This window comes from Erythrobacter sp. JB2-19, assembly GCF_057365005.1.
Genome location: NZ_CP200290.1, coordinates 3,082,872 through 3,108,491, shown reverse-complemented (window position 1 = coordinate 3,108,491; position 25,620 = coordinate 3,082,872). Strand labels below are relative to the sequence as shown.

The 25,620-nt window shown below is 58.7% G+C and carries 20 protein-coding genes, 1 tRNA gene and 1 pseudogene; 8 read left to right on the top strand and 14 right to left on the bottom strand.

All coding sequences use genetic code 11. The features are described from left to right. Window positions 1-12 precede the first annotated feature (12 nt). Window positions 13-1,587, bottom strand: coding sequence for a peptide MFS transporter (locus tag AC0V6O_RS14840; RefSeq protein ID WP_486145231.1), 1,575 nt, complete (start codon window positions 1,585-1,587; stop codon window positions 13-15). A gap of 201 nt (window positions 1,588-1,788) precedes the next feature. Between AC0V6O_RS14840 and AC0V6O_RS14835 the strand changes: the two genes are divergently transcribed. Further along, complete coding sequence (locus AC0V6O_RS14835; protein WP_472640051.1) at window positions 1,789-2,136, top strand: GntR family transcriptional regulator; 348 nt, start codon at window positions 1,789-1,791, stop codon at window positions 2,134-2,136. Between the two features lie 235 nt (window positions 2,137-2,371). Beyond that, a complete protein-coding gene (locus AC0V6O_RS14830; RefSeq protein WP_472640050.1) occupies window positions 2,372-2,653 on the top strand; it encodes an integration host factor subunit beta in 282 nt (93 codons plus the stop codon). Between the two features lie 48 nt (window positions 2,654-2,701). Here AC0V6O_RS14830 and AC0V6O_RS14825 read toward each other — a convergent pair whose 3' ends face one another. Next, a complete protein-coding gene (locus AC0V6O_RS14825) occupies window positions 2,702-4,375 on the bottom strand; it encodes a cation:proton antiporter domain-containing protein (RefSeq protein WP_486145228.1) in 1,674 nt (557 codons plus the stop codon). Window positions 4,376-4,496: 121 nt separating this feature from the next. Between AC0V6O_RS14825 and AC0V6O_RS14820 the strand changes: the two genes are divergently transcribed. The 5 genes from AC0V6O_RS14820 (at window position 4,497) to AC0V6O_RS14800 (ending at window position 9,429) form a co-directional block, all read left to right on the top strand. After that, window positions 4,497-4,582 (top strand) — tRNA-Leu (locus AC0V6O_RS14820). A gap of 174 nt (window positions 4,583-4,756) precedes the next feature. Continuing rightward, the gene (locus AC0V6O_RS14815) at window positions 4,757-5,389 is read left to right on the top strand and encodes a PilZ domain-containing protein (protein ID WP_486145226.1); all 633 of its coding nucleotides are present in this window, start codon (window positions 4,757-4,759) and stop codon (window positions 5,387-5,389) included. Window positions 5,390-5,493: 104 nt separating this feature from the next. Continuing rightward, window positions 5,494-7,107, top strand: a complete 1,614-nt coding sequence (locus AC0V6O_RS14810; RefSeq protein WP_486145224.1) for an NAD(P)/FAD-dependent oxidoreductase — start codon at window positions 5,494-5,496, stop codon at window positions 7,105-7,107. A gap of 110 nt (window positions 7,108-7,217) precedes the next feature. Next, window positions 7,218-7,634: a GtrA family protein gene (locus tag AC0V6O_RS14805; RefSeq protein ID WP_486145222.1), complete on the top strand. Its 417-nt coding sequence runs from the start codon at window positions 7,218-7,220 to the stop codon at window positions 7,632-7,634. A 4-nt stretch (window positions 7,635-7,638) separates the two neighbouring features. Then, window positions 7,639-9,429: a hypothetical protein gene (locus AC0V6O_RS14800; RefSeq protein ID WP_486145220.1), complete on the top strand. Its 1,791-nt coding sequence runs from the start codon at window positions 7,639-7,641 to the stop codon at window positions 9,427-9,429. 24 nt (window positions 9,430-9,453) lie between these two features. On the opposite strand, the gene msrB is transcribed toward AC0V6O_RS14800, so the two are convergent. The 4 genes from msrB to AC0V6O_RS14780 all read right to left on the bottom strand — a co-directional run bounded on the left by msrB (window position 9,454) and on the right by AC0V6O_RS14780 (window position 13,773). After that, the gene (gene msrB, locus AC0V6O_RS14795; protein WP_486145218.1) at window positions 9,454-9,960 is read right to left on the bottom strand and encodes a peptide-methionine (R)-S-oxide reductase MsrB; all 507 of its coding nucleotides are present in this window, start codon (window positions 9,958-9,960) and stop codon (window positions 9,454-9,456) included. 98 nt (window positions 9,961-10,058) lie between these two features. Beyond that, window positions 10,059-11,408: a cytochrome P450 gene (locus AC0V6O_RS14790; RefSeq protein WP_486145216.1), complete on the bottom strand. Its 1,350-nt coding sequence runs from the start codon at window positions 11,406-11,408 to the stop codon at window positions 10,059-10,061. Between the two features lie 92 nt (window positions 11,409-11,500). Beyond that, entirely contained in the window at window positions 11,501-12,790 is a 1,290-nt protein-coding gene (locus AC0V6O_RS14785) for an ABC transporter permease (protein WP_486145214.1), read from the bottom strand. Further along, window positions 12,790-13,773, bottom strand: coding sequence for an ABC transporter ATP-binding protein (locus tag AC0V6O_RS14780; protein WP_486145212.1), 984 nt, complete (start codon window positions 13,771-13,773; stop codon window positions 12,790-12,792). Before AC0V6O_RS14780 ends, AC0V6O_RS14785 begins: the two co-directional genes overlap by 1 nt. A 46-nt stretch (window positions 13,774-13,819) precedes the next feature. Here AC0V6O_RS14780 and queG point away from each other — a divergent pair, with 46 nt between their 5' ends. Continuing rightward, a complete protein-coding gene (gene queG / locus AC0V6O_RS14775; RefSeq protein ID WP_486145210.1) occupies window positions 13,820-14,878 on the top strand; it encodes a tRNA epoxyqueuosine(34) reductase QueG in 1,059 nt (352 codons plus the stop codon). 10 nt (window positions 14,879-14,888) lie between these two features. Here queG and AC0V6O_RS14770 read toward each other — a convergent pair whose 3' ends face one another. The 8 genes and pseudogenes from AC0V6O_RS14770 to AC0V6O_RS14735 form a co-directional block, all read right to left on the bottom strand. Then, window positions 14,889-16,043, bottom strand: coding sequence for a CaiB/BaiF CoA transferase family protein (locus AC0V6O_RS14770; protein ID WP_486145208.1), 1,155 nt, complete (start codon window positions 16,041-16,043; stop codon window positions 14,889-14,891). 45 nt (window positions 16,044-16,088) lie between these two features. Next, window positions 16,089-17,318, bottom strand: coding sequence for an NAD(P)/FAD-dependent oxidoreductase (locus AC0V6O_RS14765; RefSeq protein WP_486145206.1), 1,230 nt, complete (start codon window positions 17,316-17,318; stop codon window positions 16,089-16,091). Between the two features lie 70 nt (window positions 17,319-17,388). Beyond that, window positions 17,389-22,120 (bottom strand): annotated as a pseudogene (locus AC0V6O_RS14760) (NAD-glutamate dehydrogenase). Window positions 22,121-22,238: 118 nt separating this feature from the next. Continuing rightward, window positions 22,239-23,249, bottom strand: a complete 1,011-nt coding sequence (locus tag AC0V6O_RS14755; protein WP_486145204.1) for an LLM class flavin-dependent oxidoreductase — start codon at window positions 23,247-23,249, stop codon at window positions 22,239-22,241. Between the two features lie 125 nt (window positions 23,250-23,374). Further along, the gene (locus AC0V6O_RS14750) at window positions 23,375-24,121 is read right to left on the bottom strand and encodes a tetratricopeptide repeat protein (protein WP_486145202.1); all 747 of its coding nucleotides are present in this window, start codon (window positions 24,119-24,121) and stop codon (window positions 23,375-23,377) included. Window positions 24,122-24,133: 12 nt separating this feature from the next. After that, on the bottom strand, window positions 24,134-24,865 hold the full coding sequence (locus tag AC0V6O_RS14745; protein ID WP_486145200.1) for an alpha/beta fold hydrolase: 732 nt from the start codon (window positions 24,863-24,865) through the stop codon (window positions 24,134-24,136). Between the two features lie 141 nt (window positions 24,866-25,006). After that, entirely contained in the window at window positions 25,007-25,198 is a 192-nt protein-coding gene (locus AC0V6O_RS14740; RefSeq protein ID WP_486145198.1) for a helix-turn-helix transcriptional regulator, read from the bottom strand. Continuing rightward, entirely contained in the window at window positions 25,195-25,593 is a 399-nt protein-coding gene (locus AC0V6O_RS14735) for a hypothetical protein (RefSeq protein WP_486145196.1), read from the bottom strand. The genes AC0V6O_RS14740 and AC0V6O_RS14735 overlap by 4 nt, the downstream gene beginning before the upstream one ends. Between the last annotated feature and the right edge of the window lie 27 nt (window positions 25,594-25,620).

The following is a 25,620-nucleotide window of genomic DNA, read 5'->3' as shown; positions in this document are numbered from 1 at the left end:
CCCGTTTTCCTATTATTCTGCCGGACGCGTGGCCGGACGAATGCCTGCCTCTTGCGCTTCCAAACCGGCTTCTGCTGCGCCAGCCAGACCTTCGTCGTCTGTGAGCGTGTCGAGATGCATCAGCTTTTTGATCAGCGGGCTGATGACCAGCACACCGATGCCAACTGCAACGGCCACCCAACCCACGGTCGAGTAGACATCGAGAACGACTTGCTTGCCCGCTTCTTCGCCAACGCCTTCCGCGCCTGTGGCTGCTGCGATTAGGCCAGCGGCGAAGTTGCCCGTTGCCGAAGCAAAGAACCACATGCCCATGATGAGTGAAGCCATGTGCGCAGGCGCCAGGCGGTTCATCGCTGACAGGCCAACAGGTGAAAGACAAAGCTCACCCGTGGTGTGCAGCAGGTAGATCAGGAAGATAAAGATCACCGGCGTTGGCACATTGATGCCGACCGAGCTTGCGCCCCAAACCAGCACCAAGAAACCCAATCCGACCTGAATGACGCCGAGGCCAAACTTAAATGGCGAGGACGGTTCCACACCTTTGCGTCCCATCCATGTCCAAGCTGTCGCAAACAATGGCGCGAGCAGGATGATATAGATCGCATTGATCGATTGGAATGTCGAAGCCGGCACACCGCCGCGATCAACGTGACGATCGGTGAACAGGTTGAGCGACGAGCCCGCTTGTTCAAACAAAGCCCAAAAAATGATCGATGTGATGATCAAGAACATCGCTGCGAAAATCCGGTCGCGGTCTTCTGGGTCAAGCTTGGTAACCGAAGTGAAGATCACATAGGAAACCAGCAGAAGCCCAAATATACCGAGCAGCCAGCCGACGACTTGTTGATATTGGATGAGTGCCCAGCAAATCGCGACGAGCGCCGCGCCAATGCCGTACATCTTCCACTCGGTCGCTTTGCTGAGAGGTTTAGGCGGTTCGCCTCGGCCCAGCAGCATTGGTTTGCCCCAGGTAAACACCAACAGGCCAAACAGCATGCCGATCCCCGCCAAACCAAAGCCATAAGCCCAGCCATAGGTCTCACCGATGTAGCCGCACAGCAAAGAGCCAAGCGCAGCACCCAAATTAATGCCCATGTAGAAAATCGTGTAAGCGCCATCACGCCGCACGTCCGTGCGCGGATAAAGCTGTCCAACGATCACAGAGATGTTCGCTTTCAGGAAGCCTGAGCCGACAATAATCAGCGCTAGAGCCAACCAGAAGACATAGATCACCGGATTGTCGGTATTGCCTGCGGCGGCTTCGCCTTCAAAGGCCATAAAGAAGTGGCCCAGCGTCAGCAGAACAGCGCCAAAGGCCACCGCTTTTCGCTGTCCCAGCACCTTGTCGGCCATATACCCGCCAACAACCGGCGTGATGTAGACCAGCGCGGTGTAGGCGCCGTAGATGATGCCTGCATCGCTATCTGAAAACAGCCAATGCTTGGTCAGATAGAAAATGAGCAGGGCGCGCATGCCGTAATAGGAGAAACGCTCCCACATTTCGGCAAAGAATAGGACGAAGAGGCCCCTAGGGTGGCCGAGGATAGTCCCCGCGCTGTCCCCATGAGCAAGTTGTTGAGTTGCCATTTGAGTGTGTAATCCCTCTCGTGTGGTCGCCCTCCCCAGGGGACCAGAATGGAGCGCACCCTAGCGGCTGTTTCTCGCCTGTGAAGCCTTAGTTGCACGCAAATGCGTTGCGGCTGGCCGCAAAATCGCGGCAATAGCGAATTGTCCGGGAACTTGACGCGCATGAGTGTATTATGTCACTGATGCACCTAGCGAGGACATATGAGCCAGAGTCGACCCGTTTATCTTAAGCTGCGCGATCAAATCGCCGCCGCCATCATCGAAGGCAAATACCCGGAAGGGGAGATGTTGCCATCGGTAAGAGCGCTCGCGGCGGAGCAGGGGGCCAATCCGCTGACAGTCGCCAAAGCATACCAGCAATTTCAAAATGACGGCCTTGTCGAGGTTCAGCGCGGGGTTGGCATGTATGTCGTTTCTGGTGCGGCGGGCAGGCTGTGTTCGAGCGAGCGTGAGCAGTTTTTGCGCGAAGAATGGCCAGAAATCCGCAGCCGGATGGAACGGTTGGGCATTGATCTGGCGGAATTGGTCGATACTTTAGAGGCAAATTAAGCAAATGCGGCGCGAGTGTTTGTAAGCAAATACAATATATTGAGCGCTTTGGACTCGCCTGATTGCTAAGAATGAACTATTTGGCGCGGTAATATTTCGGTGCTGACTTGCAGGAATGGCTCGGCTCTGCCAGTGTGCGTTGCATAGTTCGCAACCCAGCGGGTCGGGGTTAGGCAATAATTGGGGGTGACCCCGCGGGCGGCGTCGTAGAATTGACGTATGCCAGGAGTTTGACATGATCAGATCCGAATTGCTCCAAGCGCTGCACAAGGACAATCCTGAGCTGCGCGCTGAAGAGATTGAGCAAGTCGTCGACATTTTCTTTGACGAGATTTCGCAGCGATTGGCCGAAGGCGGCCGCGTCGAGCTGCGTGGCTTCGGGGCGTTTTCGACCCGTGAACGTGAAGCACGCCAGGGCCGCAACCCGCGTACTGGCGAAGCAGTGAGTGTTCCCGCGAAACGCGTGCCTTACTTTAAGGCGGGCAAGGAAATGCGCCGCCGCCTCAACGGCGAGTAAGCGCCCACCAAAATCGTTGTTGTGATTGTCTGCGCTTTTGCGCGGCCTTTATGCTGCGTCCTGCATCATTTCTGCTTGGAGTTCGCCAGGTCCGGCTTGGCGTTTGCGCTCAATCCCCAGTGCTGAAAATACAGCCTCAACGACCTGCTCAATTCCGCCCTGCGCTGTTACGTCGATGATGCTCGCACGGCTGTCGCCAAGCGCGGAAACTTCGGCTGGTCCGCGCGCTGAGACGACTCGGCGCACATCCGGCAGCCGTTCTTCGACCAGCGGTGTCAGTTCGCGAGTGATCTGAACATTGCCCGTCGACACGAGTACAACCTCGCGTTTGGCCATGCCCAGCGCATCCCAACTGCGAGGGTCCGCGGCAATCGCATGATGCACGTGATAGCCATCGGCGAGCGCGATTTCGAAGCGCGCAGTTTCCGATTCCACTGCGAGATAGCCAATTCCATTCAGCGTCAGCGCATCGGCCACCGCCCGTCCCGAAGGGCCTAGACCCACAATAACCACTGGAGCGTTGTCACCGGCGAGTTTCTTGTCCGCTGGCCCGGTGCGCAGCTTACCAGCAAAGGTTCGCCCGAGGTTTGAAATGAACGGTGTGACTGCTAGACTGATCGCAATGGCTGTTACCAATATCGCCAGCATGCGTGGCTCAATTAGTCCGGCGATGGCCGGTAGGGCAAACAGTACCAGCGCAAACTCGCTACCTTGCCCCAACAAAAAACCGAGCTGGATTGAGCCTGGAACAGACCAGCGATTGGCAAGGCCTGCCAGCACGTTGAACAGGCATTTGAGCGTGATTAGGCCCGCTGCTGCTGTAAGGACCAGCATCCAGTTTTCCACGAGCAGCACCGGATCAATGCTCAAGCCCACCGAGATGAAGAAAAAGCTCAGGAACAATCCGCGAAAGGCGTCGATCTCTGTCTGGACCATGATCCGATAGCGCGAATCTGCGACCGCCATTCCGCCTAGAAACGCCCCGAGTGTGAGCGATAGTCCAGCGATCCCGGTCGCATATCCAGCGGCGAGTGCAATGAATAGTGCGGTTGCGGTGTAAACCTCAGAGCTGCCTGCCCGCGCGATCAGGCGGAACAATGGCCCCGTCAGGTAACGGGCGAAGAGCACGGCGATGGCAAAGGCAGCGAGTGCTTTTGCGCCAGCTAAGCCCAATTGCGGGGCCAGCGCGCCGCCCGTGCCCAATGCGCCAGCGGCAACGAGTAACAGGATCGCGGCGATATCCTGGAAGATCAGGATCGATTGTGAAGCGCGCCCCACCGGGCAATCTTCCTGATCGCGCTCCCGCACGAGTCCAATAACCACAGCGGTGGAGGACAGGCCCATGGCGAACCCGCCGATGATCGCGAAGGCTGCCGGCAGACCAATAGCGAGGAAGATCAGCGCAAAGCCCCCACCGGCCACCAGCATCTGAAGACTGCCAAACCCGAAGATATTGCGTGCCTCTGCCCGGATCCGGCCAAGCGAGAAGTGCAGGCCTAGGTTAAAAAGCAGAAACATCACCCCGGCCTCTGCCAAGGTTACCACAACTGGCCCGCTGAACGCGTCCTTGTATCCCAATGCGGCAATGGCGAGGCCAAGCCCAAGGTAGCCAACGATGGGGTTAAGGCGGCAGGCGCGCGATACCAGCGCCGCACCAATTCCCAACCCTAGCAGGGTGACCGCAGGCTGGATCGTTTCAATGATTTCGCTGGCATCTGCCACTGTGCGCCCTCGCCTTTTCGCTGCCGGTTTGCTTGAGGCTCTGCTGGCGCATGACGGCGCGGTTGTCCATGGCTGCTCGCGCATTGCAGCGCGTCAAATCTCTCGCTAGGGCAGCGGCAAAGCGGGTGTGGCGGAATGGTAGACGCCGGGGACTTAAAATCCCCTGATCTTTTGATCGTGCGGGTTCGAGTCCCGCCACCCGCACCATCTCTCATCCGGGCATTGCTGCGCTCTAAACTCACAGAATATCGCGATCTATCAGGCCCCTATGACGACGTTATCCTGCTCTTAACCCGATTTGCTTTAATCCTATCCCTAGAGTCGGCCCGTGGAATGGGCAGGCGCGCCAGATCATCTGGCATTTAAGGTCGGTAATGCAGCATGGATCACGCGGCAAAAACGCCTGAGTTTGACGACACCGCACCAAATGCGGTCGATGACGCACGCCGGGCGCAGCGGGTGACTATTCTTATTCGTGCGGCGAAGTTAATCTCCGGCCAAGGCGAATTTGTCTGCGTCATTCGCGACGTCTCTGAAACCGGCATCAGCGTTCGCATGTTTCACAACCTGCCTTCGTGCGAGACGATGGAGCTGCATATGCCCAGCGGCGCGATCTATGAGATCCGCAGCGTGTGGGAGCGCGGCAATGAAGCCGGGTTTGAGTTCGCTCAGCCAGTGGATGTCGCAAAGCTGGTCGAGGAGGCCGGTGAATATCCCAAGCGCGGGATGCGGCTGGGCATGTACTTCCCGGTCGATGTGGCGACCATTGCCGGAAAGTATGAGGCGTTTGTTGAGAACTTATCCCAGCAAGGCGCACGGCTTGAATGTGATGGCTTGTTTGCGATCGATCAGACCGTCACAATCTCAGGTGAAGGCCTCAAAGAGGTACGCGCAAAAGTGCGTTGGCGCCGTGACAACCATTATGGCGTGGTGTTTGATGACACCTACACTTTAGGTGAGTTCGCGCGGCTGGCCGCGGAATTGCAAGCGCCCGTTTTGCTCAGCCATGACTAAGCCCACAGCATATTCGTAAATTCTGTGCTGCGCCGACGGTACGTTTACGGCCTGCTAACCATTTTCCTTCACTCCCCGGGATGCAAATCTAAATGGGGGCCCGAATGCAACAGGGTGTTACGACACAGAACGGAATTCTTGACGTCGATGTAGCGATCATCGGTGCAGGTCCGGCTGGACTGACGGCTGCTTATCTGCTGACAAAGCAGGGAAAAACAGTCGCAATTATCGAAAAAGACGAAACCTATGTTGGTGGCATCAGCCGGACGGTGGAGCATCAGGGCTATCGCTTTGACATTGGCGGGCACCGCTTCTTTTCAAAAAGCCAGCAGGTCGTTGATCTGTGGAATGAGATCCTGCCGGATGATTTCATCCAGCGCCCGCGCATGAGCCGCATCTATTACGAGGGCAAGTTCTACAGCTACCCGCTGCGTGCGTTCGAAGCGCTCGGCAATCTTGGCATCCTGCGCTCGACCGCGTGCATGCTGAGCTATCTGCGTTACAAGCTGTTCCCGATCAAAGATGTGAAGAGCTTTGAAGACTGGACCACCAACCAGTTTGGCAAGAAGCTCTATTCGATCTTCTTCAAAACCTACACTGAGAAGGTGTGGGGCATGCCGTGTGATGAAATGAGTGCCGATTGGGCGGCTCAGCGGATCAAGGGCCTTTCACTATGGAGCGCTGTTACTGATGGCCTCAAGCGTTCGCTCGGTCTTAACAAGAAGCCGAACGATGGCATGGAAACCAAGACGCTACTCGAAACCTTCCGTTATCCGCGGCTTGGCCCGGGCATGATGTGGGATGCGGCGCGCGATAAGATTCTGGCGACCGGCAATGGCCAGGTGCTAATGGGCCATGCGCTCGATCAACTCGCCAGCGACGGCAATGGCGGCTGGTCAATGACGGCTCAGGGGTCGAACGGCAAAGTTCAAATCCGTGCCAGGGACGCGGTCAGCTCTGCGCCAATGCGTGAACTGTCCAAGCGGCTTCATCCGCTGCCGCAATCAAGCCTGCAGGCGAACGAGCTCAAATATCGCGACTTCCTGACCGTGGCTCTGATGGTGAAGTCAGAGGATCTGTTTCCGGACAATTGGATCTATATCCATGATGACCGCGTGCAGGTTGGCCGCGTGCAGAACTTCCGCAGCTGGTCACCGGAAATGATCCCTGACGATGAAATGGCCTGCGTTGGCCTCGAATATTTCTGCTTTGAAGGGGACGGCCTATGGTCATCCTCTGATGAAGATCTGATCGCGCAAGCGACCAAGGAAATGGAAATCCTCGGCCTGTGCGATCCAAAGATGGTCGTCAGCGGCGCGGTTGTCCGCCAAGAAAAAGCCTATCCGGTTTACGACGACGAATACGAGACCAATGTTGATGCCATGCGAATGGAGCTGGAAGAGAAGCATCCGTCACTCCACCTCGTTGGCCGCAACGGTATGCACCGCTACAACAATCAGGATCACGCGATGATGACCGCGATGCTGACGGTTGAGAACATTCTGGCTGGTGAGCGCGTTTACGACACCTGGTGTGTCAACGAAGACGCGGAGTATCACGAGGCGGGCGATGAAGGCGAAGAAGTGGCTCTGCCAGCGCGCGAAGCCGCGCCGGAAATGGCGCCTGATATTGCCGCCAAGAAGCCAGTGACCGAAGATCAGGCTGCCGCGCTCAATTCGATGCGCGACGTGCCAGAGCGGATCAAGAAATCGGCGTGAAGAGGAAGCGGGCGAGGCAAGGCGGTCTGCCCGAATTGCCTCCCCGCCCTTAGTTTCTAAGACTTTGCAATCGGTGAACTTGAAGCAAAAGACAGAAGATGGAGGGCCGGATGACCGAGATTTTTGTCAAACTGCGTGACCTGCGTTTTCTGCGTTACATTTTTGCCAGCGTTGGCGCTTTGGCCGTCGATGTTGGCAGCTTTCTTGCGCTGCTATCTTTGGGCATGATCGCCGCTATCGCTTCGGCGATTGGCTATAGCCTGGGGATCCTCGCGCATTGGTTGATGTCGAGCCGCGCAGTCTTTCAGGACAATGTGGCTGAGCGCGGCAGCGCTCGCACCCGGCAAAAGGCGCTGTTTGTCGCCTCGGCTCTGGTTGGCCTTGGCCTGACGATCACGATTGTGGGCTTGGGTGATTGGGCCGGATTGGATCCGCGTATCGCCAAGGGCATTGCGATTGTCGTCGCTTTCACTGCGACGTGGCTGCTGCGCAGCAAAGTTGTTTTCCGTTCCGAGGCGCAAGGGTAAAGCGATGCTTACCGAGCGCCGCCGATCTTTGTTTGCACCTGGCCTGCTGCTGCGGGTTGGGATTGTGTGGCTTGCGCTGTCCGCGTTCCTGATCGCGGTGAAATGGGGCGCCATTACAGGAATGCAGTTTTCGGGACCTGACGATGCCCTGCGCCTTGTTCAAGTGCGCGATTTGCTGGCCGGGCAAAGCTGGTTTGATCTGACGCAATACCGCGCTGATGCGATAAATGGCGGTGTGCCCATGCATTGGTCGCGCTTGGTCGATCTGCCCTTGGCGGCGATCATCTTTGCTCTCACCCCTTTGATCGGCGGCGCCCATGCGGAAACTGCGGCCTTGATCATAGTGCCGCTTGTGACCCTGGCGTTTGTGATGTTGTTCGCAGCACGCATCGCCTGGCGACTTTTGGGCGAAGGCGAGACATTTACCACCTGTCTGGTCTTGGCGGTTTCGATGCCGCTACTGTTTCAGCTTTCACCAATGCGGATCGATCATCACGGTTGGCAAATTGTATGCGCTTTGGCGGCGATAAACGGCATGATGGCGCGCAATGCCTGCATGGGCGGCTGGGCCACGGGCGGGGCGCTTGCGATCTGGCTCTCCATCTCGATTGAAGGTTTGCCGTTGGCGGCGGTGATTTGCGGCGTCATGGCACTGCGCTGGCTGCGCAATCGCAATGATCGCATCTGGCTGCTCGCGACCATGCAATCCCTGGCGCTGTTGAGCTTCGCTTTGTTTCTCTCCACACGAGGGGTCGGTGATCTAGCGGTCTATTGCGATGCGATTGGCTTGGTGCATCTTGGCATGTTCGGTTGGGGCGCGCTTGCTCTCACGGTTTTGGCGCGCGCTGAACCCATGCCTCTGCCTGCTCTGCTACTTGGATTTGGCGTTGTTGGCGGCGGGGCAATTGCGATTTTGTTTGGCACTGCGCCGCAATGCGCAGGCGGCGGGTTTGCCACTCTCGATCCTGTCGTGGATAAGCTGTGGCATGACCGTATTCGCGAAGGGCAGCCGCTTTGGAGCCTGTCCTTCAGTCCGGCCCTGCATCTGATTGTCACACCAATCATTGGCTTTTTTGCGGCCCTGAATCTGGTGTCGCGTTCGCATGAATGGCTGCGCCGGTTCTGGGCCGAATATACGTTGGTGCTGATTGCGGCCACGGCGACTGCTTTGCTGGTTTCCCGCGCTGGGGCCGCCGCGATTACGCTCGCCGCTGTGCCTTTGGCATGGCAGGCGGGCCAATGGCTGCGCGCCATCCGAGTGATGCAGCAAGTGCCCAAGCGGGTGATGGCTTTGGTTGGTGTGATGATGGCTCTGTTGCCAACGATCCCCATCATGCTGCTCGGCCTCGCGATCCCGGCGCGCGCCACTTTACTGGGCGGTTCATTGCCGCCTTCACCGCCGCCCGCCTCCAAATGCGAAATCGCCGCAGCGGCAGAGCAATTGCGCGCCTTACCCGCCGGTGAAGTATTCTCCTCGCTCGACATTGCCCCGCGCCTGCTTCTGGAAACAGAGCACACGATTGTTGGCTCGGGCCATCATCGCGGCGATGCCGGCATTCGCTTTGTGATTGAGACCTGGATGGCCAGTCCCGATGAGGCGCGCGAAAAATTGATCAGTCGCGGCAGCGCCTATGTGGCCGTCTGTGCCGATCGCAGAGAGCCGATGTTCTACGCCGACAATGCGCCAGATGGACTTATCGCCCGCGTGCGTGATGGCGCCGCGCCGCAATGGCTGGAGCCGGTTAAGCTAGAGACAAAAGGCAGCCTGCAAGTCTGGCGGATTAAGCGCGACTAAGCTCGCGCCCATCTGGACGCTCCATCAGGCCGGGACAAAATCCATCGCTAGACCATTGATGCAATGACGCTTGCCGGTCGGCTCTGGCCCGTCACCAAAGATATGGCCCAAATGCCCGCCGCAATCGGCGCAGTGCACTTCGGTTCGGGGATAACCAATCTTATAATCGGTGGCCGTCCCGACCGCGCCAGGCAAAGCCTTCCAAAAGCTCGGCCAACCGCTCTTGCTGTCGTATTTAGTGGCAGACGAATAGAGTTTGTTGCCGCAGCCAGCACAGACGAACGTGCCCTTGCGCTTTTCATTGTCGAGCGGAGAGGTGAACGCGCGCTCCGTTCCTGCCTCGCGAAGAATGCGGTATTCTTCGCGGGTCAACCTTTTGCGCCACTCTGTGTCGCTGCGCGCGATGGGAAAACTCTTGGCCTGCGCCGGCGAGAAGCCACAAGCGGCGAGCGTTGGCATAGCCGCGCCTAGGCCGAGTAGGCCTAGGAACGTGCGGCGGTGTGAGACAAAGTCTTGTCTGGTGTCTGTCATGGCGTAACTCTTTAGATTCAGGAATTCTATCATCCGTAAATACGCACACGCAGGTTAAAAGGTTACAATTTTTGCGAAAAATCCCACCCTAAATATACCTAGAATTCGGTGATTTCGACTTCCAATGTGCGGAAGCCATGGACAAAGTTTGCGCGCACCCGCTCAACATCGCCGGCGACATGCACGCGCATGCGCCGTTTGTGCATCTCTTCGAGCAAGACCTTCAATTGCAATTCGGCCAGCCGCGCCCCGACGCAGCGGTGAATACCGTAGCCAAAGGCGATGTGCCGCCTTGCATTATCGCGCGTAATGTCGAGCTTGTGCGGGTTCTCAAACACGGTCTCTTCACGGTTCGCGCCAAGATACCACAAGACGACCTTGTCGCCCTGTTTGATGGTCTGGCCAAATACCTCGGTGTCCTCGGTGCAGGTGCGGCGCATATGTGCCAGCGGCGTTTGGAAACGGATGCATTCTTGCACCGCATTGGGGATCAGTTCCGGCTGCTCTTCGAACAATTTGCGCTGATCAGGAAATTTGTCGAGGGAATGGACAATCCCGCTCATCGTGTTGCGAGTGGTGTCATTTCCGCCCACGATCAGCAGCACCAGATTGCCCATAAATTCCTGCGGGCTCATTTGGTTCATCGCATCGGAATGGATCATCATTGAGATCAGATCATTGCCGGGTTCTTCCTTCGTTTTTCTGACCCAGAGCTGCTGAAAATAGGCCGCCATTTCGTGCAGGATGCCGCGTCTATATTCGTCCAACTCGCGGATTGAACCCAATTCTGTATCGCCTGACCAGTCCGACCAGAATGTCAGCAACCGACGGTCTTCCCATGGGAAATCGAACAATAGGGCGAGCATGCCAGTGGTCAGCTCGATTGAAACCTTGTCGACCCAATCAAACACTTCGCCCCGCGGCAGCGAATCCAGCAATTCGCCGGTCCGCGCGCGGATGTCGGTTTCCATCACGGTCATCGCGCTGGGCGTGAATTTGGGCGCAACTGTGCGGCGCTGTCCGGTGTGTTTGGGCCGGTCCATAGCGATGAACATCGGCAATTCGAAGCGCTCTTCTTCTGGCTTCAATTCTTCATCTTCTGGCCGTTCCAGAATGGTGATGCCGCCATATTCCCAGCTGGAGGAAAACGCCTCTGGCAGAGCCTCAATGTGCTGAATTGCCTTGTGTCCGACGACCGCCCAATAGGGGCCGTAAGGGCTTTCCGGGATGTAATGCAGCGGGCCTGCATCCTGCATTTCCTTGAAGATCGGCTGCCAGCGATCCTCGTAATAGATGTCTGATCGGCTGACGTCCCATTTGTGCGAATGCTGCGGACGTTCTTCGGGATGCTTGGCAAAATGTTCCATCAACGCTTCATGCGCCGTGGGCGACGTGCGCCATTCAGGTGCGGAATTCTGATCGCTCGCAGGCGGCGCAATCGTTGCCATGTCTCTCTCCTATCCGGCGGCTTTGGCCGCTCTGGTGAGTCGCATGGTGCCTTAACTGACAGCAGTGTCAATAGTCAGTTGCGATAAGGAACCTATTCAGCAGGTTCAGCCGCTTGCGGTTCGCGCTGCCAAAACCGGCGCCTTTTCGCGCCGCCTGACCCCGATTTCATCACTCGCTTGCGGAACAGGGTGGAGCCGCCCTTGATCAGGATGAACACGGCAAATGCCTGCCAAACCAGCGCGACCGCATGCGTCCATAGCGTTTCTTCCAACGCGGCTCTGGCCATCATCGCGAAGGGCGATGACAGCGGGAAAACCACGGATGTCAGTTCCAACGGTGTGCCGGTCTGCCCGATATTCGCGGCCGATAGGAAGAACACCATGATTTGAAGCATGGTGACTGGCATCGACATGGTCTGGACCTCGCGCACGCTGCTGGCCATGGCGCCAATGGTGAGGAACAGCGAGCCGAGCAGCAGATAGGCCATCGAGAAATAAATGATGCCGAGCGTGATGAACATCGGCCAGCCTATCGCTGGGCCGGGTAGATCGCGGAAATTGGTCTGTGTGACGGTGACAATGGCGTCTTCGGCGACCGCCCAGAATGCCCATCCGGTTGTGCCCCATACCGCAATTCCGACGAAGGAAACGCCCAGCATGGCAAACAATTTGCCCATGAAGACCGCATCCATCGGCAGGGCGGCGGCTAGGATTTCGATGATCTTATTGCCTTTTTCTTCGGCAAGGTTGGATAGCACCATACCACCCAGCAAAATCGTCAGCAGAAATAGCACCATTTGCGCCGCCTGCGCCGTGCGCACGCGGCTATACCGGTCGGATGCCCCGCTGGAGATGACAATCTCGCTGGCCGCATCGGGATAGCGGCTGGGCGCCGAGGCGCTGGCGGTGGCCGCGAGCAGTTCAATCCGGCCTTTCCAGCGGTCGACCTGGCTTTGCGTGCCGACCAGCTTGGGTTCTGCTAAGGTGCCGGTCAGGATCGCGACATAGCTGCGCCCGCCGGTGTCGAGGAATGCGCGGGCGTCAAAATCAGCGGTGCTTTCAGCTTCAGGTACGCGTTTGAGCACCGGTGAGGCGCTGCCCAATTGCGGGCGGAGCGTTTCGGCGGCAGCCTCCATCGCGGCGTTATCTGCCGCGCTCATTGCCAAGCCGATTTCGACGCTGACGGCTTGCTGTGATGTGGTCTTGCCGATGCTGCCTGCCAGCCCGCCGATCAGAACCGGGAACAGTGGCCCGATCAGAAAGAACAGGAATGCGCGGCTGAACAGCACAGCGACGAAGTCACGCCGAGCCACAACCCATGCCGCCTGAAAATAGCTCAACCGAGGTTTGGCCGCGATTGCTGCTTGATCAAGATTGCTCATCAGCTTTGCTCCCCGCCGGCGGCATCCACTTCGAGCTGCCGCGCAGCCGCCTCGCCCGCGATATGGACGAAGGCATCGTGCAAACCGGCCCGCTCAATCGAGAGTGAAAGAATGCCTGCATCGCCTTCGATCAAGGTCCTCAACAAAGGCTCAATCCCGCTGTCAGGCAGAGAGAAGGTGAAGAAATCGCCCGTGCGCCGGGTGTCTTCTGGCAAGGCAGCGGTCCAGCCGCCCTCGCGGGCGCGCGTTTCCAGCCGGACCTGCGCCGGGATCCGGTCACGGGCGGCCTCAACACTGCCGGCATAGGGAACTTCGCCCCCAGCAATGATCGCCACGCCTTCGCACAGGCGCTCCGCATGGTGGATCACATGGGTCGAGAAGATCACCGTCACGCCGTCATCGGCCAGTGCGCGGATCATCCCCTCCAGCTTGCCCTGATTGATCGCATCAAGTCCCGAAAATGGCTCGTCCAGCACGACCAGGCGCGGCTGATGCACCAGCGTGCCGAGCAATTGCACCGTCTGCGCCATCCCTTTCGACAGCTGGCGAATTTGGCGTTCGGCGGCGTGGCCCAGCCCGTGGCGTTCGAGCAGTTCCAGCCCGCGCACGCGCCCTTCGGCCAGTGGCAGGCCGCGCAAGGCGCCCATGAATGCAATCGCTTCGATGGATTTCATCGCCGGGTACAGGCCGCGCTCTTCCGGCAAATAGCCGATCAGGCGGCCAATATCGTGCGGTTGGTCATATCCGAATACGCGGCGGACGCCTTCGTCTGGATCAATAATGCCTAGCAACATGCGCAGCGTCGTGGTCTTGCCCGCGCCATTGGGGCCGAGCACACCATAGATCGCGCCTTCAGGCACTTCGAGGTCGACCCCGCCCACGGCCAATGTGCCGTCAAAGCGTTTGACGAGCCCGCGCGCTTCGATCGCGAGAGGTTTCTGCTCATTGCTCAAGATTGATTGATCGCTTACCGCCATATCCATGGCCAGCACCGTTAGTGGGCGGGCCTAAACGGGAGTAACCCTAAGCGTGGTTAACGCAGGCGCAACACTTGATCTTGGCAAACGCCTTGAAAACAAAGCGCGCGAGCTTGGCTTTGCCGCCTTTGGAGTGACGAGTGCGGCAGAAGATCCGGTGCGCGCAGAGCGGCTGGAGCAATGGCTGGGCGAGGGGCATCACGGCTCTATGGAGTGGATGGATACTCGCCAGCATCACCGCCGCTCGCCGCAGGGGCTATGGCCAGAGGCGCAGCGGGTGATTGCGCTTGGCATGAGCTATGCGCCGGCCCATGATCCCTTAGCGCTGGAGGCGCATGGAGAGCGGGCGCGTATCTCTGTCTATGCGCAGGGCAAGGATTATCACGATCTGGTCAAAAAACGCCTCAAAGCGTTGGCGCGCTGGCTGGTGGCGGAGGCGCCGGAGGCCGAAGTCAAAGTCTTCGTCGACACAGCGCCGGTAATGGAAAAGCCGCTGGGCGAAGCGGCCGGGATCGGGTGGCAAGGCAAGCACAGCAATCTGGTCAGTCCGCAGCATGGTAGCTGGCTGTTCCTTGGGGCGATCTACACCACGCTGGGCTTGCCCTTAACCGAGCCTCAGCGGGACCAATGTGGATCGTGCCGAGCGTGCCTCAATGCCTGCCCAACCGACGCCTTTCCCAGTCCCTATCGGCTCGATGCGCGGCGCTGCATTTCCTACCTAACGATTGAGCACAAGGGCCCCATTGCGGAGGAGTTTCGCGGCGCGCTGGGCAACAGGATCTATGGCTGCGACGATTGCCTGGCGGTGTGTCCGTGGAACAAATTTGCGCAGTCCGCTCACGCTGCACGTGAATTTCTGCCGCGCGCTGAACTCGCCGCACCGCGTCTGGCTGAATTGCTAGCGCTAGATGACGCTGGCTTTCGCAGCGTATTTTCCGGTTCCCCGATTAAGCGGATTGGCCGCAATCGGTTTGTGCGCAATTGCCTTTATGCCGCAGGAAATAGCGGTGACGCCGAACTGATCGCACCCGTGGAGGCCTTACTAGGCGATGCCGATCCCGTAGTTGCGGACGCCGCGCGCTGGGCTTTGAAGCAGCTTCCCACTGGCTAGGGCCAAGACCCTAACTATCGAAGCCGTCCGAAATGTCGCCCAGATTGGGCGCTGGTCGCGGCTCTGTGGGGCTCCATTCGGAGAATCGGGTCGGTTCGCGCAGGTTCAGCACCGTGCCCTCGGTCGGATGCTCGCTGCGTTCGAAAAAGCCAACAGCGTCCAAATGTGGGTCTGCAGTCATATCCTGCATATCGCGCACCGGCATGGCGGGCATTTGCGCCGCGCGCATTATCGCTAGCACTTCGTTGGTGGTTTTTTGCGCGCTCAGCTCGCCAATGCGGCGATAAAGATCACTGCTGCCTTCGACGATCCCTTTGATGCTTTGGAACCGCGCCTCCTTCGCAAATTCCTCATCGCCTAGCAGTGCCACGACCTTCAGAAAATGGTCGATTTGATAGGGGACGATGGAGATATAGCCGTCTCTGGTCGGGAAAGGCTGGCGGTCCGGATCGATCTGGCGGCTGTAGCAGGCTGGGCCGACTGGCGGATCGAATGTCAGTCCGCCCAAATGCTCTTTCAACATAAAGTTCGAAAACGCCTCAAACATCGGCACCTCGAGGAATTGTCCCTTCCCCGTGCGCAGCTTGTGGATCATCGCCGCCATTGAAGCATAGGCGGCGTGTAATCCGGCGACTTTGTCTGCAATCAGCGAAGGCAGATAGCGCGGCTTTTCATTGCCATCGACGCGGGGCAGCAGGGTGGCCGCGCCGCTCGCCGCCTGAATCACATCGTCATAGGCATGCAATCCGCCATATGGGCCATCGGAGCCAAAGCCGACACAATGAACGTAGATGATATCGGGGTTCAGCGTCTTGACCGCCTCATATCCGAACCCCAGCCGTTCGATCGCCTCTGCGCGGATATTGTGGATCAGCATATCTGCTTCTGCCACCAGCTCGCGCAATTGCGCTTTCGCCTCGTCGTCCTTCAGGTCGAGCGGCAGCGATTTCTTGCCGCGATTGAGAGCGAGAAAGCTAGGCGCCATCCCGGCCGTCTTTGCGGGCCTAGCGGAATGTCTCAACGCATCGCCGCCCGGTGCCTCGACCTTGATGACATCAGCACCAAGGTCAGCAAGGATCTGCGTACAATAGGGGCCAAACACAACCGTGGTCAGGTCCAGTACCTTCAGCCCCTGAAGCATGGAGCCGCCATCCTCTTTTTGCATGAAAATGTCTCTTTCGGATTGTCGTGTAGAACCGTCACTAACGGTTTAGCGGAGCTCTTTTAGCTGCACTTCGGGATCAGCGAGCAGGGCCTTATCGACTTCCTTGACCTCGCTTTCGAGCAATTTTCGCCCTTGAACATAGTCTTTCATTGCGTTGACGCAGTCGAAGGCTATCGGCCGCCCCTCTTTCAAGTAGACGATCGAGAATTTGCGTGTAGCTGGATCGCCGCGCAGGATCGTCTCGTCGTAACCCAGGCTGAGGCCTGCGGTTTGCAGCTTAAGGTCATATTGGTTCGACCAGAACCATGGCAGGGCGTGATAGGGTTGCTTATCGCCCATAATCGCGCGCGCTGCTGTGTTCGCCATATCATGCGCGTTTTGCACCGATTCCAGACGGATCACTGCGCTGTCGGCAAAATCATTGGCATGAGCAGCGCAATCGCCGATCGCATAAATGTCGTCCAGAGTTGTGCGGCAATAGATATCGACGTCAACGCCGCTCGATCCAGCAGCACCCGCCGCGATCAGAGGCGCTACGGAGGGGATAATGCCAATCCCTGCGACAACCATGTCGCATTCGAGCATTTCGCCGCTTTCCAGCAATACGCCGCTGGCCTGGCCGTCTGTTTCGGATATTTCCTGAACGTTTGTGCCAAGCCGAATGTCGACGCCATGATTGCGGTGCTCCGCCGCGTAGAAGTCTGACAATTCCTCACCAGCAACGCGGGCCAGCAGGCGCGCCTGAGCTTCTACCAAGGTAACCTCGACGCCCAGCTTGCGCAGCACAGCGGCTGCCTCCAGCCCGATATAGCCGCCGCCGATCACAACTGCGCGCTTCGCGCCGCCACTGATCGCAGCCATCATCGCATCGGCATCGCGCTTGTCACGGACGTAGAAGACGCCGTTCAAATTGGCGCCCGGGCAAGGGAGCCTGCGCGGATCGCCGCCGCCTGCCCAGATCAGCTTGCGATAGCCAATCCGGTTGCCATCCATCAGTGCGATTTCATGCGCCATCCAGTCAATTTCGATGACCCCTTGGCCCAGACGCAGGGTGATATCCTTGTCTGCCCAGAACTTCTCGGGCCGGATCAGAATCCGCTCAAACGGCTTGTCCCCGGCGAGGTATTCCTTCGACAAAGGCGGGCGTTCGTATGGCGGCGCGGCGTCACGCCCAACCAGCACAATCGAACCTTCATGCCCCTGTTGGCGCAAGGCAATGGCCGCTTGCGCGCCGCCATGCCCGGTGCCCACGATTACGATATCGGCGCTATCCATGGCGCGAACGCTTGCCCCAAAATTGGCTTAGGTCAAGCGTATTGCGCGCATTGGACCGGGCGATGATGACCTAAGGGTCTAGCAGATTGCGCGCCTGGCTGGCGATTTGTGCAAGCACAGCAGGGGCCACCGGCGTGTGCGCTTTTGCCCGGCCAACCATTGCCTTGAACTGGCGGATTGCGGGCGCATTATCGCTCGCCCATTGCTCCACCGCATGGGCCGGATCAGCCTTGCCTTTCTTGCGCCGAACCAGTTGGCGCAGGAAATCGAACCGCATCTGCTGATAGTCGCGCGCTAGCCCAGCGACCAACAAGCGTTCCCAAACATCCGATGGTTCCATCAGCGCAGCGGTTGCCTGGGCCCAGTCCAGGCCCAGACGCACGCCCATGTCGGTGAAGGCATCGGCGAGCTGCAGCGCCGCGACATCGGCGTCGCGCGCCAGCTTCGCCAGACCAATTGCGCCGTCCATTTCGAACAGATGCACGACCTTCTTGGCGAGTGCCTCAGACGTTCCCGCGTCGATCAGCTCGCTGCGCATTTTGTTCGCTTGTTGGCGCGATTCGCCGGCCAGCATAGCGTCCGTGGCATCGTGCAATTCTTCGATCCCGCCGCGCAATTCCTCGACCAATTCAGCGGGCGGTCGCTTGGCCGCGCCAGCGCGCAACAAGTCCGCCATATGGCCCCTTAAGGCGATGCCGACCCGCTCGAACAGCATGATCTCGCGTGGTTTCGCTCATCTTGGCCTTGTCGAGCTCTTCCCAGATCGCCCGCGTCCCAAACAATTGGTCGGCAGCGACAAAAGCATTGGTCACCGCGGCTAGCGAGGCGCCCTCCTCTTCGGCCAGTTCGAATGCGGGCAATATGCCCATGCGGTTGATGATGCGGTTGGCGAGTTCTGTTGCTACCAGCTCGCGCCGCAAGCGGTGCTGCCTGATTTGCTTCGCATAACCCTTTTGCATCGGCTCTGGGAACAGCGCGATCAGCGCATCCTCCATCGCCTTATCGGCGGATAGCGGGCTTTCTTCGATCGCATCCTGCAATGCGAGTTTGGCCGAGGACAGCAGCACCGCAAGCTCTGGCCGGGTCATTCCGTGGCCCTCGCCCGCGCGCCGGATCAGCGCCTCGCTAGATGCGAGTCCCTCTGTCCGGCGATCAAGATCGGCTATGTCTTCGAGTGTTTCGATAAGACGCGTGTAAGACGCGGTCGCTTCGCAGCCGCCAGCCTCCGCAATCGACAGCGCGAGCGCTTGCAGGCGGTTATCCTCCAGTACAATTGCCGCGACTTCGTCTGTCATTGATTCCAGCACGGAGACGCGCTTCTTCTCGGTCAGCTTGCCATCGCGTTTGGCAGCAGCGAGCGCGATCTTGATATTCACCTCGTTATCGGAGCAATCAACACCGGCAGAATTGTCGATGAAATCGGTGTTCACCCGCCCGCCATTTAGTGAGAATGCGATCCGGCCTGCCTGCGTCACGCCAAGGTTTGCGCCCTCACCGATGACTTTCGCGCGCACTTCGGCGGCGGTTACGCGCAACGCATCATTGGCGGGATCGCCAACCGCTGCATCGCCTTCACTTTCGGCTTTGATGTACGTCCCAATTCCGCCGAACCAGATCAGATCAAGCTCCGCCTTGAGGATCGCCGTCACCAGATCATCGGGCGCAATCTCAACCTCTTCAAGCCCAAGCATTTCGCGTGCTTTCTTGGGCAGCTTGATGCTCTTTTGATCGCGCGAGAACACACCGCCGCCGCTGGAGATCAATTTCGAATTGTAATCCTCCCAGCTGGAGCGCGGCAGATTGAACAGACGATTGCGTTCTTTCCAGCTTTGCGCCGGGTCGGGATCGGGATCGATAAAGATGTGCCGGTGGTCAAAGGCCGCAACCAACTTAATCGCCTTCGACAGCAGCATGCCATTGCCGAACACATCGCCCGACATATCGCCGCAGCCCGCCACGCGCACGCTGTCGCTTTGCACATCGATCCCCATTTCGAGGAAGTGCCGCTGAACAGAGACCCACGCGCCGCGCGCGGTGATGCCCATGGCCTTGTGATCATAACCGTTTGAGCCGCCGCTGGCGAAGGCGTCATCAAGCCAGAAATCGCGGCTTTCTGCGATGCCATTGGCAACGTCGGAGAAACGCGCGGTGCCTTTGTCCGCGGCGACCACGAAATAAGGGTCTTCGCCGTCATGCACCACCACGCCTTCTGGGTGGACGACCTTGTCCTTCACAATGTTGTCCGTAATCGACAACAGGGTGCGGATGAAAATCTCATAGCTTGTCTGGCCCTCTGCGGCCCAGGCATCGCGATCCTTCGCTGGTGATGGCAATTGCTTTGGATAAAAGCCGCCCTTCGCTCCGGTCGGAACGATCACTGCATTTTTAACCCGCTGCGCTTTCATGAGGCCCAAGATCTCGGTGCGGAAGTCATCGCGCCTGTCCGACCATCTGAGGCCGCCGCGTGCGATCACGCCAGCCCGCAGGTGGATGCCCTCCACCCGCCGGGAATAGACGAAAATCTCGCGCCATGGCACGGGTTTTGGCAGACCGGGCACCTGCGCAGAATCGAACTTAAATGCCAGCGCTTCCGCCGCGGCATCGGCAAACGCATTGGTGCGCAGGATCGCACTAATAACTGCATTGTAGAGCCGCAGCAGCCGGTCATCATTGATCGCGGACACCTTGGCCAGCCCGCGTGAAAAGTCGGACTGCGCTTTCTTTTCTGCCTCTTCGCGGTTGCCCTTAAATTTGGGGTCATGACGCGCGGCAAATAGCGCGATCATCGCCTTGGTTACCGGCACAGCGGCGGCCAGCGCGTCGACCACGGTGTAGATTGTAAATCCCATGCCGGTCTGCCGCAGATAGCGGTAGAAGGCACGTAGCCAATTGGCCTCCTGCGCGCTTAGGCCCGCTCCGATCACCAGCCGGTTGAACGGGTCATCCTCCGCATTGCCATTCAGCACGGCGGCGATTGCTTGCTCGATAATATCCGCACGCTCCAGTAGCGGAGCAGCCTCATCTCCTTCTGGCAAAGCGAGAGTGAAATCATGGATCGAGCCGAGCGTGCCATCGTCAAGCGCGGTTGGGATTTCTGTGATCACGCGAAAGCCGAAGTTCTCCAACGCCGGCACCGCATCAGACAAGGGTAAGGCGCCGCTGCTTTGATAGACTTTGAGGCGCAGATTGTCGGCTGCATCACCGTCCAGATGGTACAATCGCACATCGCGCTGGATGGCATCATCACCGCTGGTGCGGGCACTGAGGGCGCGGATCCGGCGAATATCAGTTGCTGCCTCGGCGGTGCCATAAAGCAAGCGGTAATTGGCCGGAAACGCACCGGCATAACGCGCCGCAATCGCCATTGCGCGAGCAGGGTCTTCGCTCTTGGCAAGATGGCGCTCAACGCCCTCACCCCATCCGCGCAGCATGTCTTCCAGGCGGCCTTCCAGCTCATCCTCTTCTGGCATTGCTTTGGCTTCGCGAATATCGAGCACGAATTGCAACATCGCCAGATTGCCACCTTCGACCTCCAGGCTCCAATCCAGGACTTTCGCATTCGCCTCGGCGGTCAGCAGCTCCTGAATTTGCAAGCGCACTTGAGTGGAGAGCAAGTCTCGCGGCAGCCACACAAAGGCAAACACATGGCGGCCCAACTGCGAACTTGCGAGCGACAAGCGCGGCCTTGGCCGATCAACCAGGCTCATCATAGTAGTTGCCAGGCGGCCAATGTCCGCGCGGTTGAACGCAATCAGCAAATCATGCGGCAGAGCAGTAAAGGCATGGACCAGCGCTTTACCGGTATGCCCGGAAGGGTTGAAGCCAAGCTCTTTAGTCAGCGCATCAAGATTTTCGCGCAGATGCGGCACGGCGGCAGGCGCGGAGGCAAGCGCGGCGCTGGTCCACACGCCGGTATGAATCGACAAGGCAACGACTTTGCCTTGCTTGCGGATTGGGACGATAAACAGATCGAGTGGCACACGCCGGTGAACTTTGGCCGCGTGGTTCGATTTGATGATCAGCAGCTCTCGCGTGCGGCCATTGGGTCGTTTCTGCCCAAACCACTTGAATGCTTTATCGTATGACGCATCGGCCAGCAAAGCGCGTGCGCTCTTGCGGCAAATCCCCAGCAGGCCGGATTGGCTGCCATCGCGGCGGCGGGTTACATGGCCCAATTGAGTCAACATTCCGCTGTTGAGCCATGTCAGCAGATCTTTGAATTCCGGCTCTTTCATGCGCCCGATATCCGCCTCCATGGCGGATTGCACTTTGGGCCAATCATTTACGGCGGCCCGGACATCACCCAGGGTCAGCCGCAGTTCTTTGAGCAATTCGCGGCGTTGGCGCGCGTCGATCCGAGGCGTTTCGATATAGATCATCGATTCGCGCGCATCGCCAGAGCCGAGTTCGGTAAGTTTGCCCGACTTGTCGCGTTTCACTGAAATGATCGGATGCACCAGCCGGTCAATCGTCACTCCTTGGGCAGCGAGCGCAGAGGCGACCGAATCGACGAGAAACGGCATATCGTCATTGACCAGAGCGATGCGCATAATGCGCCGCTCATCAGTTTCGGTTTCCATGACGAGCGATGCGTGATCTATCTCGCGCTGCTCGGCTGCGGCCAGCAGAAACGCAGTCGCCTCTTCCAGAGCTTGCTTGGCAAAGGGCGTATCACCGGGCAGAATCGCATTGCTCAGCCGGTCTGACAGCGCGGAATGATGCTTGCTGCGGCGCGGATTACGCACCGATTTTAATTTGGCTGAAGCTTTTCCTGCGAGCTTTTTAGCGGGTTTCGAAACCATCTTCGCCCCTTTGATATTATATTATGCGTGAGCGCATTATTCCATCAACGATAGTCGAGATTGGCTTGGTCGCGCAACCGTGTCGAACACCTGCCCGCGCAAAATTTTTTGTTTAGACTTACGTCGCGGTTGAAGCGGCCTTCTCTCTAGTTCGAAGCGCTTGCATTGTGATTTCCAGCGAGCGAATTCGGGCCGCTGGATCATAGGTCGCGCCGCACAGCATAATCTCATCCGCGCCGGTACGTTTGATGAAATCGTTCACTTGGCTCGCCACCATATCGGCGGTGCCGATGGCTGCGGCTTGGCCGATATGGTTGAGCATGGCGCGCGCTGGCGCGGGCAGGGTCGAGGTGTATTGTGCAATCGGTGGTGGCAGTTTGCCGGGATTGCCGCTGCGCAGCCGGACAAAACTTTGCTGCTGACTTGAGGCAAGCAGACGGGCTTCCGCTTCGCTTGGCGCGGCAAAGACGTTCATCGCCACCATGACATGCGGGCGATTCAGCGCGTCTGACGGTTCGAAGTCCCTCCGGTACAGCTCCAGCGCAGCATCCAAATGATCAGGTGCGAAATGCGCGGCAAACGCATAGGGTAGACCGAGCTTTGCCGCGAGTTGAGCGCCAAACAGGCTGGAGCCCAGCATCCACATCTCCGGCCGAGCGCCCAGGCCCGGAGTGGCCGTGATTGGCAGGTCGGGATCGCCGGTCAGAAGCGCGCGCAGTTCCGCCACATCCTGCGGGAAATATTCAGCCGCCTGATGCAGGTTTTTGCGCAAGGCACGCTGCAATTCTGGCCCGGCCCCAGGTGCCCTTCCCAACCCCAGATCAATTCGGCCGGGGAACAAGGCGTCCAATGTGCCGAATTGCTCAGCAATCTGGAACGGTGTGTGATTGGGCAGCATAATCCCGCCAGAGCCGATCCGGATCCGGCGGGTCGCATTGCCGATATGAGCGAGCACCACAGAGGTGGCGCCGCCCGCGATCCCATCCATCGCGTGATGTTCCGCCACCCAAAAGCGTTTGCAGCCCATGCGCTCTGCCGCGCGCGCCAGATCAGTCGCATCGGCCAAAGCCTCTGCCACATTCCCGCCTTCGCGAACCGGGATCAGATCAAGCACAGAAAATTCGGTCATATCAGCCCTCTTGCTATGGGGCTGGTGTAACAGGGCCCAGCTGTTTCAGATAGCCGCTAGCGGTCTTTGCCTGCGGACTGCTGGGCGCAGTGTCGATCACCGATTGCCAGCTGGCGCGGGCGGCGTCATCGCGCGAGATCCAGCACCGCGATTACACCCGCCTCCAGCCCGATTTGCGGATCAAGCGGGGCAAGGCCAGCCGCCTTCTCAATCGCCGTTTGCGCCTCGGGCAGTTTGTTTTCGCGCCGTAGCAGCGTTGCTTTGAGCAGCCATGCCTCCGCGTCGCCAGGCATGAGGCGTGTTGCATTGTCCAATTCGATGAGTGCTTCTTCCGGCTGATCAATCTCAACCAGGGCGCGAGCCATATCAAGTGCTGCTGCTGCTTGGAGTGCACCAGACGCAGCAGTTTTGGCGTCAATGCGTGCCTCTCTCAAAATATTGTAGGCGTCTGCCCAAAGCGTGTTTGCCAGGGCGGCATTGCCGGCCATGACGCCAAAACGTGCCCGCGCTCTCGGCTCTTCCGCAGGCGTTTCATCGCGGGCCGCGATGAAAGCGGCAGTCGCATCGTCCCACAGGTTCAGCTTTGTCGCTGCGAGCCCCAGGCAGTGATTGGCAATGACCCTGGCCGCGCCGGATGTTTGGTTGCGCTCGATCTGCGCTTTGGTGTGGGCGCGGGCCGGGTCGCTTTCGACCAGATCAAGGCAATCGGTCAGCCAAATGCTCAGCGGATCGGCGGGTTGCGGCGGGGCAATTTCATTGGTGGTGCGTGGCGGGCGATTGAGCAGCTCATCGGGTGCACCCTGGATCGCGCCAGCGCTGGGGTTGGGGCCAACCTGAAGCAGCATGAGGATGAGCGCGCTGGAAAAAGACACTGTGATATTCGCCTAGTAAAATTGATCGACCGTCGCTTGCAGCAGCGCGATATCATTCTTGCGCGACAAGCGGTGATCGCCGTCTTTGACAAAGGTCACCTGTACATTGTCCGAACGCATCGCCTTGGAGAGCCGCAGGCTGATTTCCCAGGGCACATCCTCGTCCTTTTGGCCGTGCAGCAGGCGAACCGGGCAATCAATCGCGACCTCGCTGTCCAGTTTTAGATTGGCCTCGCCATCCGCGAAAAAGCCCGGATGGGTGGGCGTTGGTTCTGGCCCGTAAGGGTTATCTTCGTAGAGCACTTCGCCCGCCGCCATCTGTCCGCGCTGCTCGTCGGTGAAGCCCCATGTCGTAAAGTCGGGAGCAGCCGCGATGCCAATCATTCCAGTCAGCCGCGCACCCAAAGCCTCGCCCACCATCAGCATCAGCCAGCCGCCCATGGATGAGCCGATCAGCAGCACGCCGCCATCGACATAGGCCTCGATCAAAGCAAGCACTTCATCGCGCCAGCGGGACAGCGTACCATCGGCGAAGTCGCCATTGCTCCGCCCGCATCCGGAATAATCGAGCAGCAGGCAGGCCCGCCCCAATTCCGCCGCGCGGGCGAATATTGCGCTCGCCTTGCCTCCGTCCATGTCCGACATATAGCCGGGCAGAAAGACCACAGTCGGGCCGGTGCCTGCAATGTGGCGAAAGGCAATTTTCTGCCCATCGTCAAACTCGTGAAATCGAATATCGCTCATGTGCGCCCTCATGCCCGCAGGCAGCGTGCGCGCGCAAGGGCGCTGACGCGGCAAAACCCGCTCCACTCGGCGCACTGGGGTGATACGCAACCGGGTGAAGCGGGATGCATGCGATCGGAGTGCTTTGGCGGCGAGCAGGGTTTAGTCGCGGCTGAAAATATCCTCGATCGCAAGGCCGAACACATCGGCGATTTTGAACGCGAGCGGCAGGGACGGGTCATAGCGCCCCTTCTCAATCGCATTGACGGATTGGCGCGAGACGCCGAGTTTGTCTCCGAGGTCTTGCTGGCTCCAATCGCGCTCTGCGCGCAGCACTTTGAGGCGATTGTTCACTGGCTGATGCCTTTGAAGCGGAACCAGTAATAGCTAAGTATCAGGGCCAGCATGGTAACCCCGACCACGTTCTCTGCAGACATATCAGGCAGGTCAAAGACTTTGGTCCCGATGATCCAGAACATGTGCACGAACATAGAAGCGGCGACGCCTACCAATGCGGCATTGGCCATGATCTGAAAAAGATATTCTTCGCTGCACCGCCGATCAATTGCTGCGCCGATCGCAACCAGAAGGCTGACTATCAGCGTTATCGGGACAAGAATGCCCGCTTGCTCCCACTGGGTGAGATTTATTGCGCTCACACGCGGTGGGTCGATCTCCGCGATCATTACGGCTGAGGCAAACAGAGGTAGAACGAGAAACCAATCGAGCCTGCTTATTCCCATTTTCATGGCAGAATTCCTAAGTTTATGATGGTC

Coding starts and splice junctions, on each gene's coding strand:
- AC0V6O_RS14840 (WP_486145231.1), bottom strand. CDS start 1,587: ATGGCAACTCAACAACTTGCTCATGGGGACAGCGCGGGGACTATCCTC.
- AC0V6O_RS14835 (WP_472640051.1), top strand. CDS start 1,789: ATGAGCCAGAGTCGACCCGTTTATCTTAAGCTGCGCGATCAAATCGCC.
- AC0V6O_RS14830 (WP_472640050.1), top strand. CDS start 2,372: ATGATCAGATCCGAATTGCTCCAAGCGCTGCACAAGGACAATCCTGAG.
- AC0V6O_RS14815 (WP_486145226.1), top strand. CDS start 4,757: ATGGATCACGCGGCAAAAACGCCTGAGTTTGACGACACCGCACCAAAT.
- AC0V6O_RS14810 (WP_486145224.1), top strand. CDS start 5,494: ATGCAACAGGGTGTTACGACACAGAACGGAATTCTTGACGTCGATGTA.
- AC0V6O_RS14805 (WP_486145222.1), top strand. CDS start 7,218: ATGACCGAGATTTTTGTCAAACTGCGTGACCTGCGTTTTCTGCGTTAC.
- AC0V6O_RS14800 (WP_486145220.1), top strand. CDS start 7,639: ATGCTTACCGAGCGCCGCCGATCTTTGTTTGCACCTGGCCTGCTGCTG.
- msrB (WP_486145218.1), bottom strand. CDS start 9,960: ATGACAGACACCAGACAAGACTTTGTCTCACACCGCCGCACGTTCCTA.
- AC0V6O_RS14790 (WP_486145216.1), bottom strand. CDS start 11,408: ATGGCAACGATTGCGCCGCCTGCGAGCGATCAGAATTCCGCACCTGAA.
- AC0V6O_RS14785 (WP_486145214.1), bottom strand. CDS start 12,790: ATGAGCAATCTTGATCAAGCAGCAATCGCGGCCAAACCTCGGTTGAGC.
- AC0V6O_RS14780 (WP_486145212.1), bottom strand. CDS start 13,773: ATGGATATGGCGGTAAGCGATCAATCAATCTTGAGCAATGAGCAGAAA.
- AC0V6O_RS14770 (WP_486145208.1), bottom strand. CDS start 16,043: ATGCAAAAAGAGGATGGCGGCTCCATGCTTCAGGGGCTGAAGGTACTG.
- AC0V6O_RS14765 (WP_486145206.1), bottom strand. CDS start 17,318: ATGGATAGCGCCGATATCGTAATCGTGGGCACCGGGCATGGCGGCGCG.
- AC0V6O_RS14755 (WP_486145204.1), bottom strand. CDS start 23,249: ATGACCGAATTTTCTGTGCTTGATCTGATCCCGGTTCGCGAAGGCGGG.
- AC0V6O_RS14745 (WP_486145200.1), bottom strand. CDS start 24,865: ATGAGCGATATTCGATTTCACGAGTTTGACGATGGGCAGAAAATTGCC.
- AC0V6O_RS14735 (WP_486145196.1), bottom strand. CDS start 25,593: ATGAAAATGGGAATAAGCAGGCTCGATTGGTTTCTCGTTCTACCTCTG.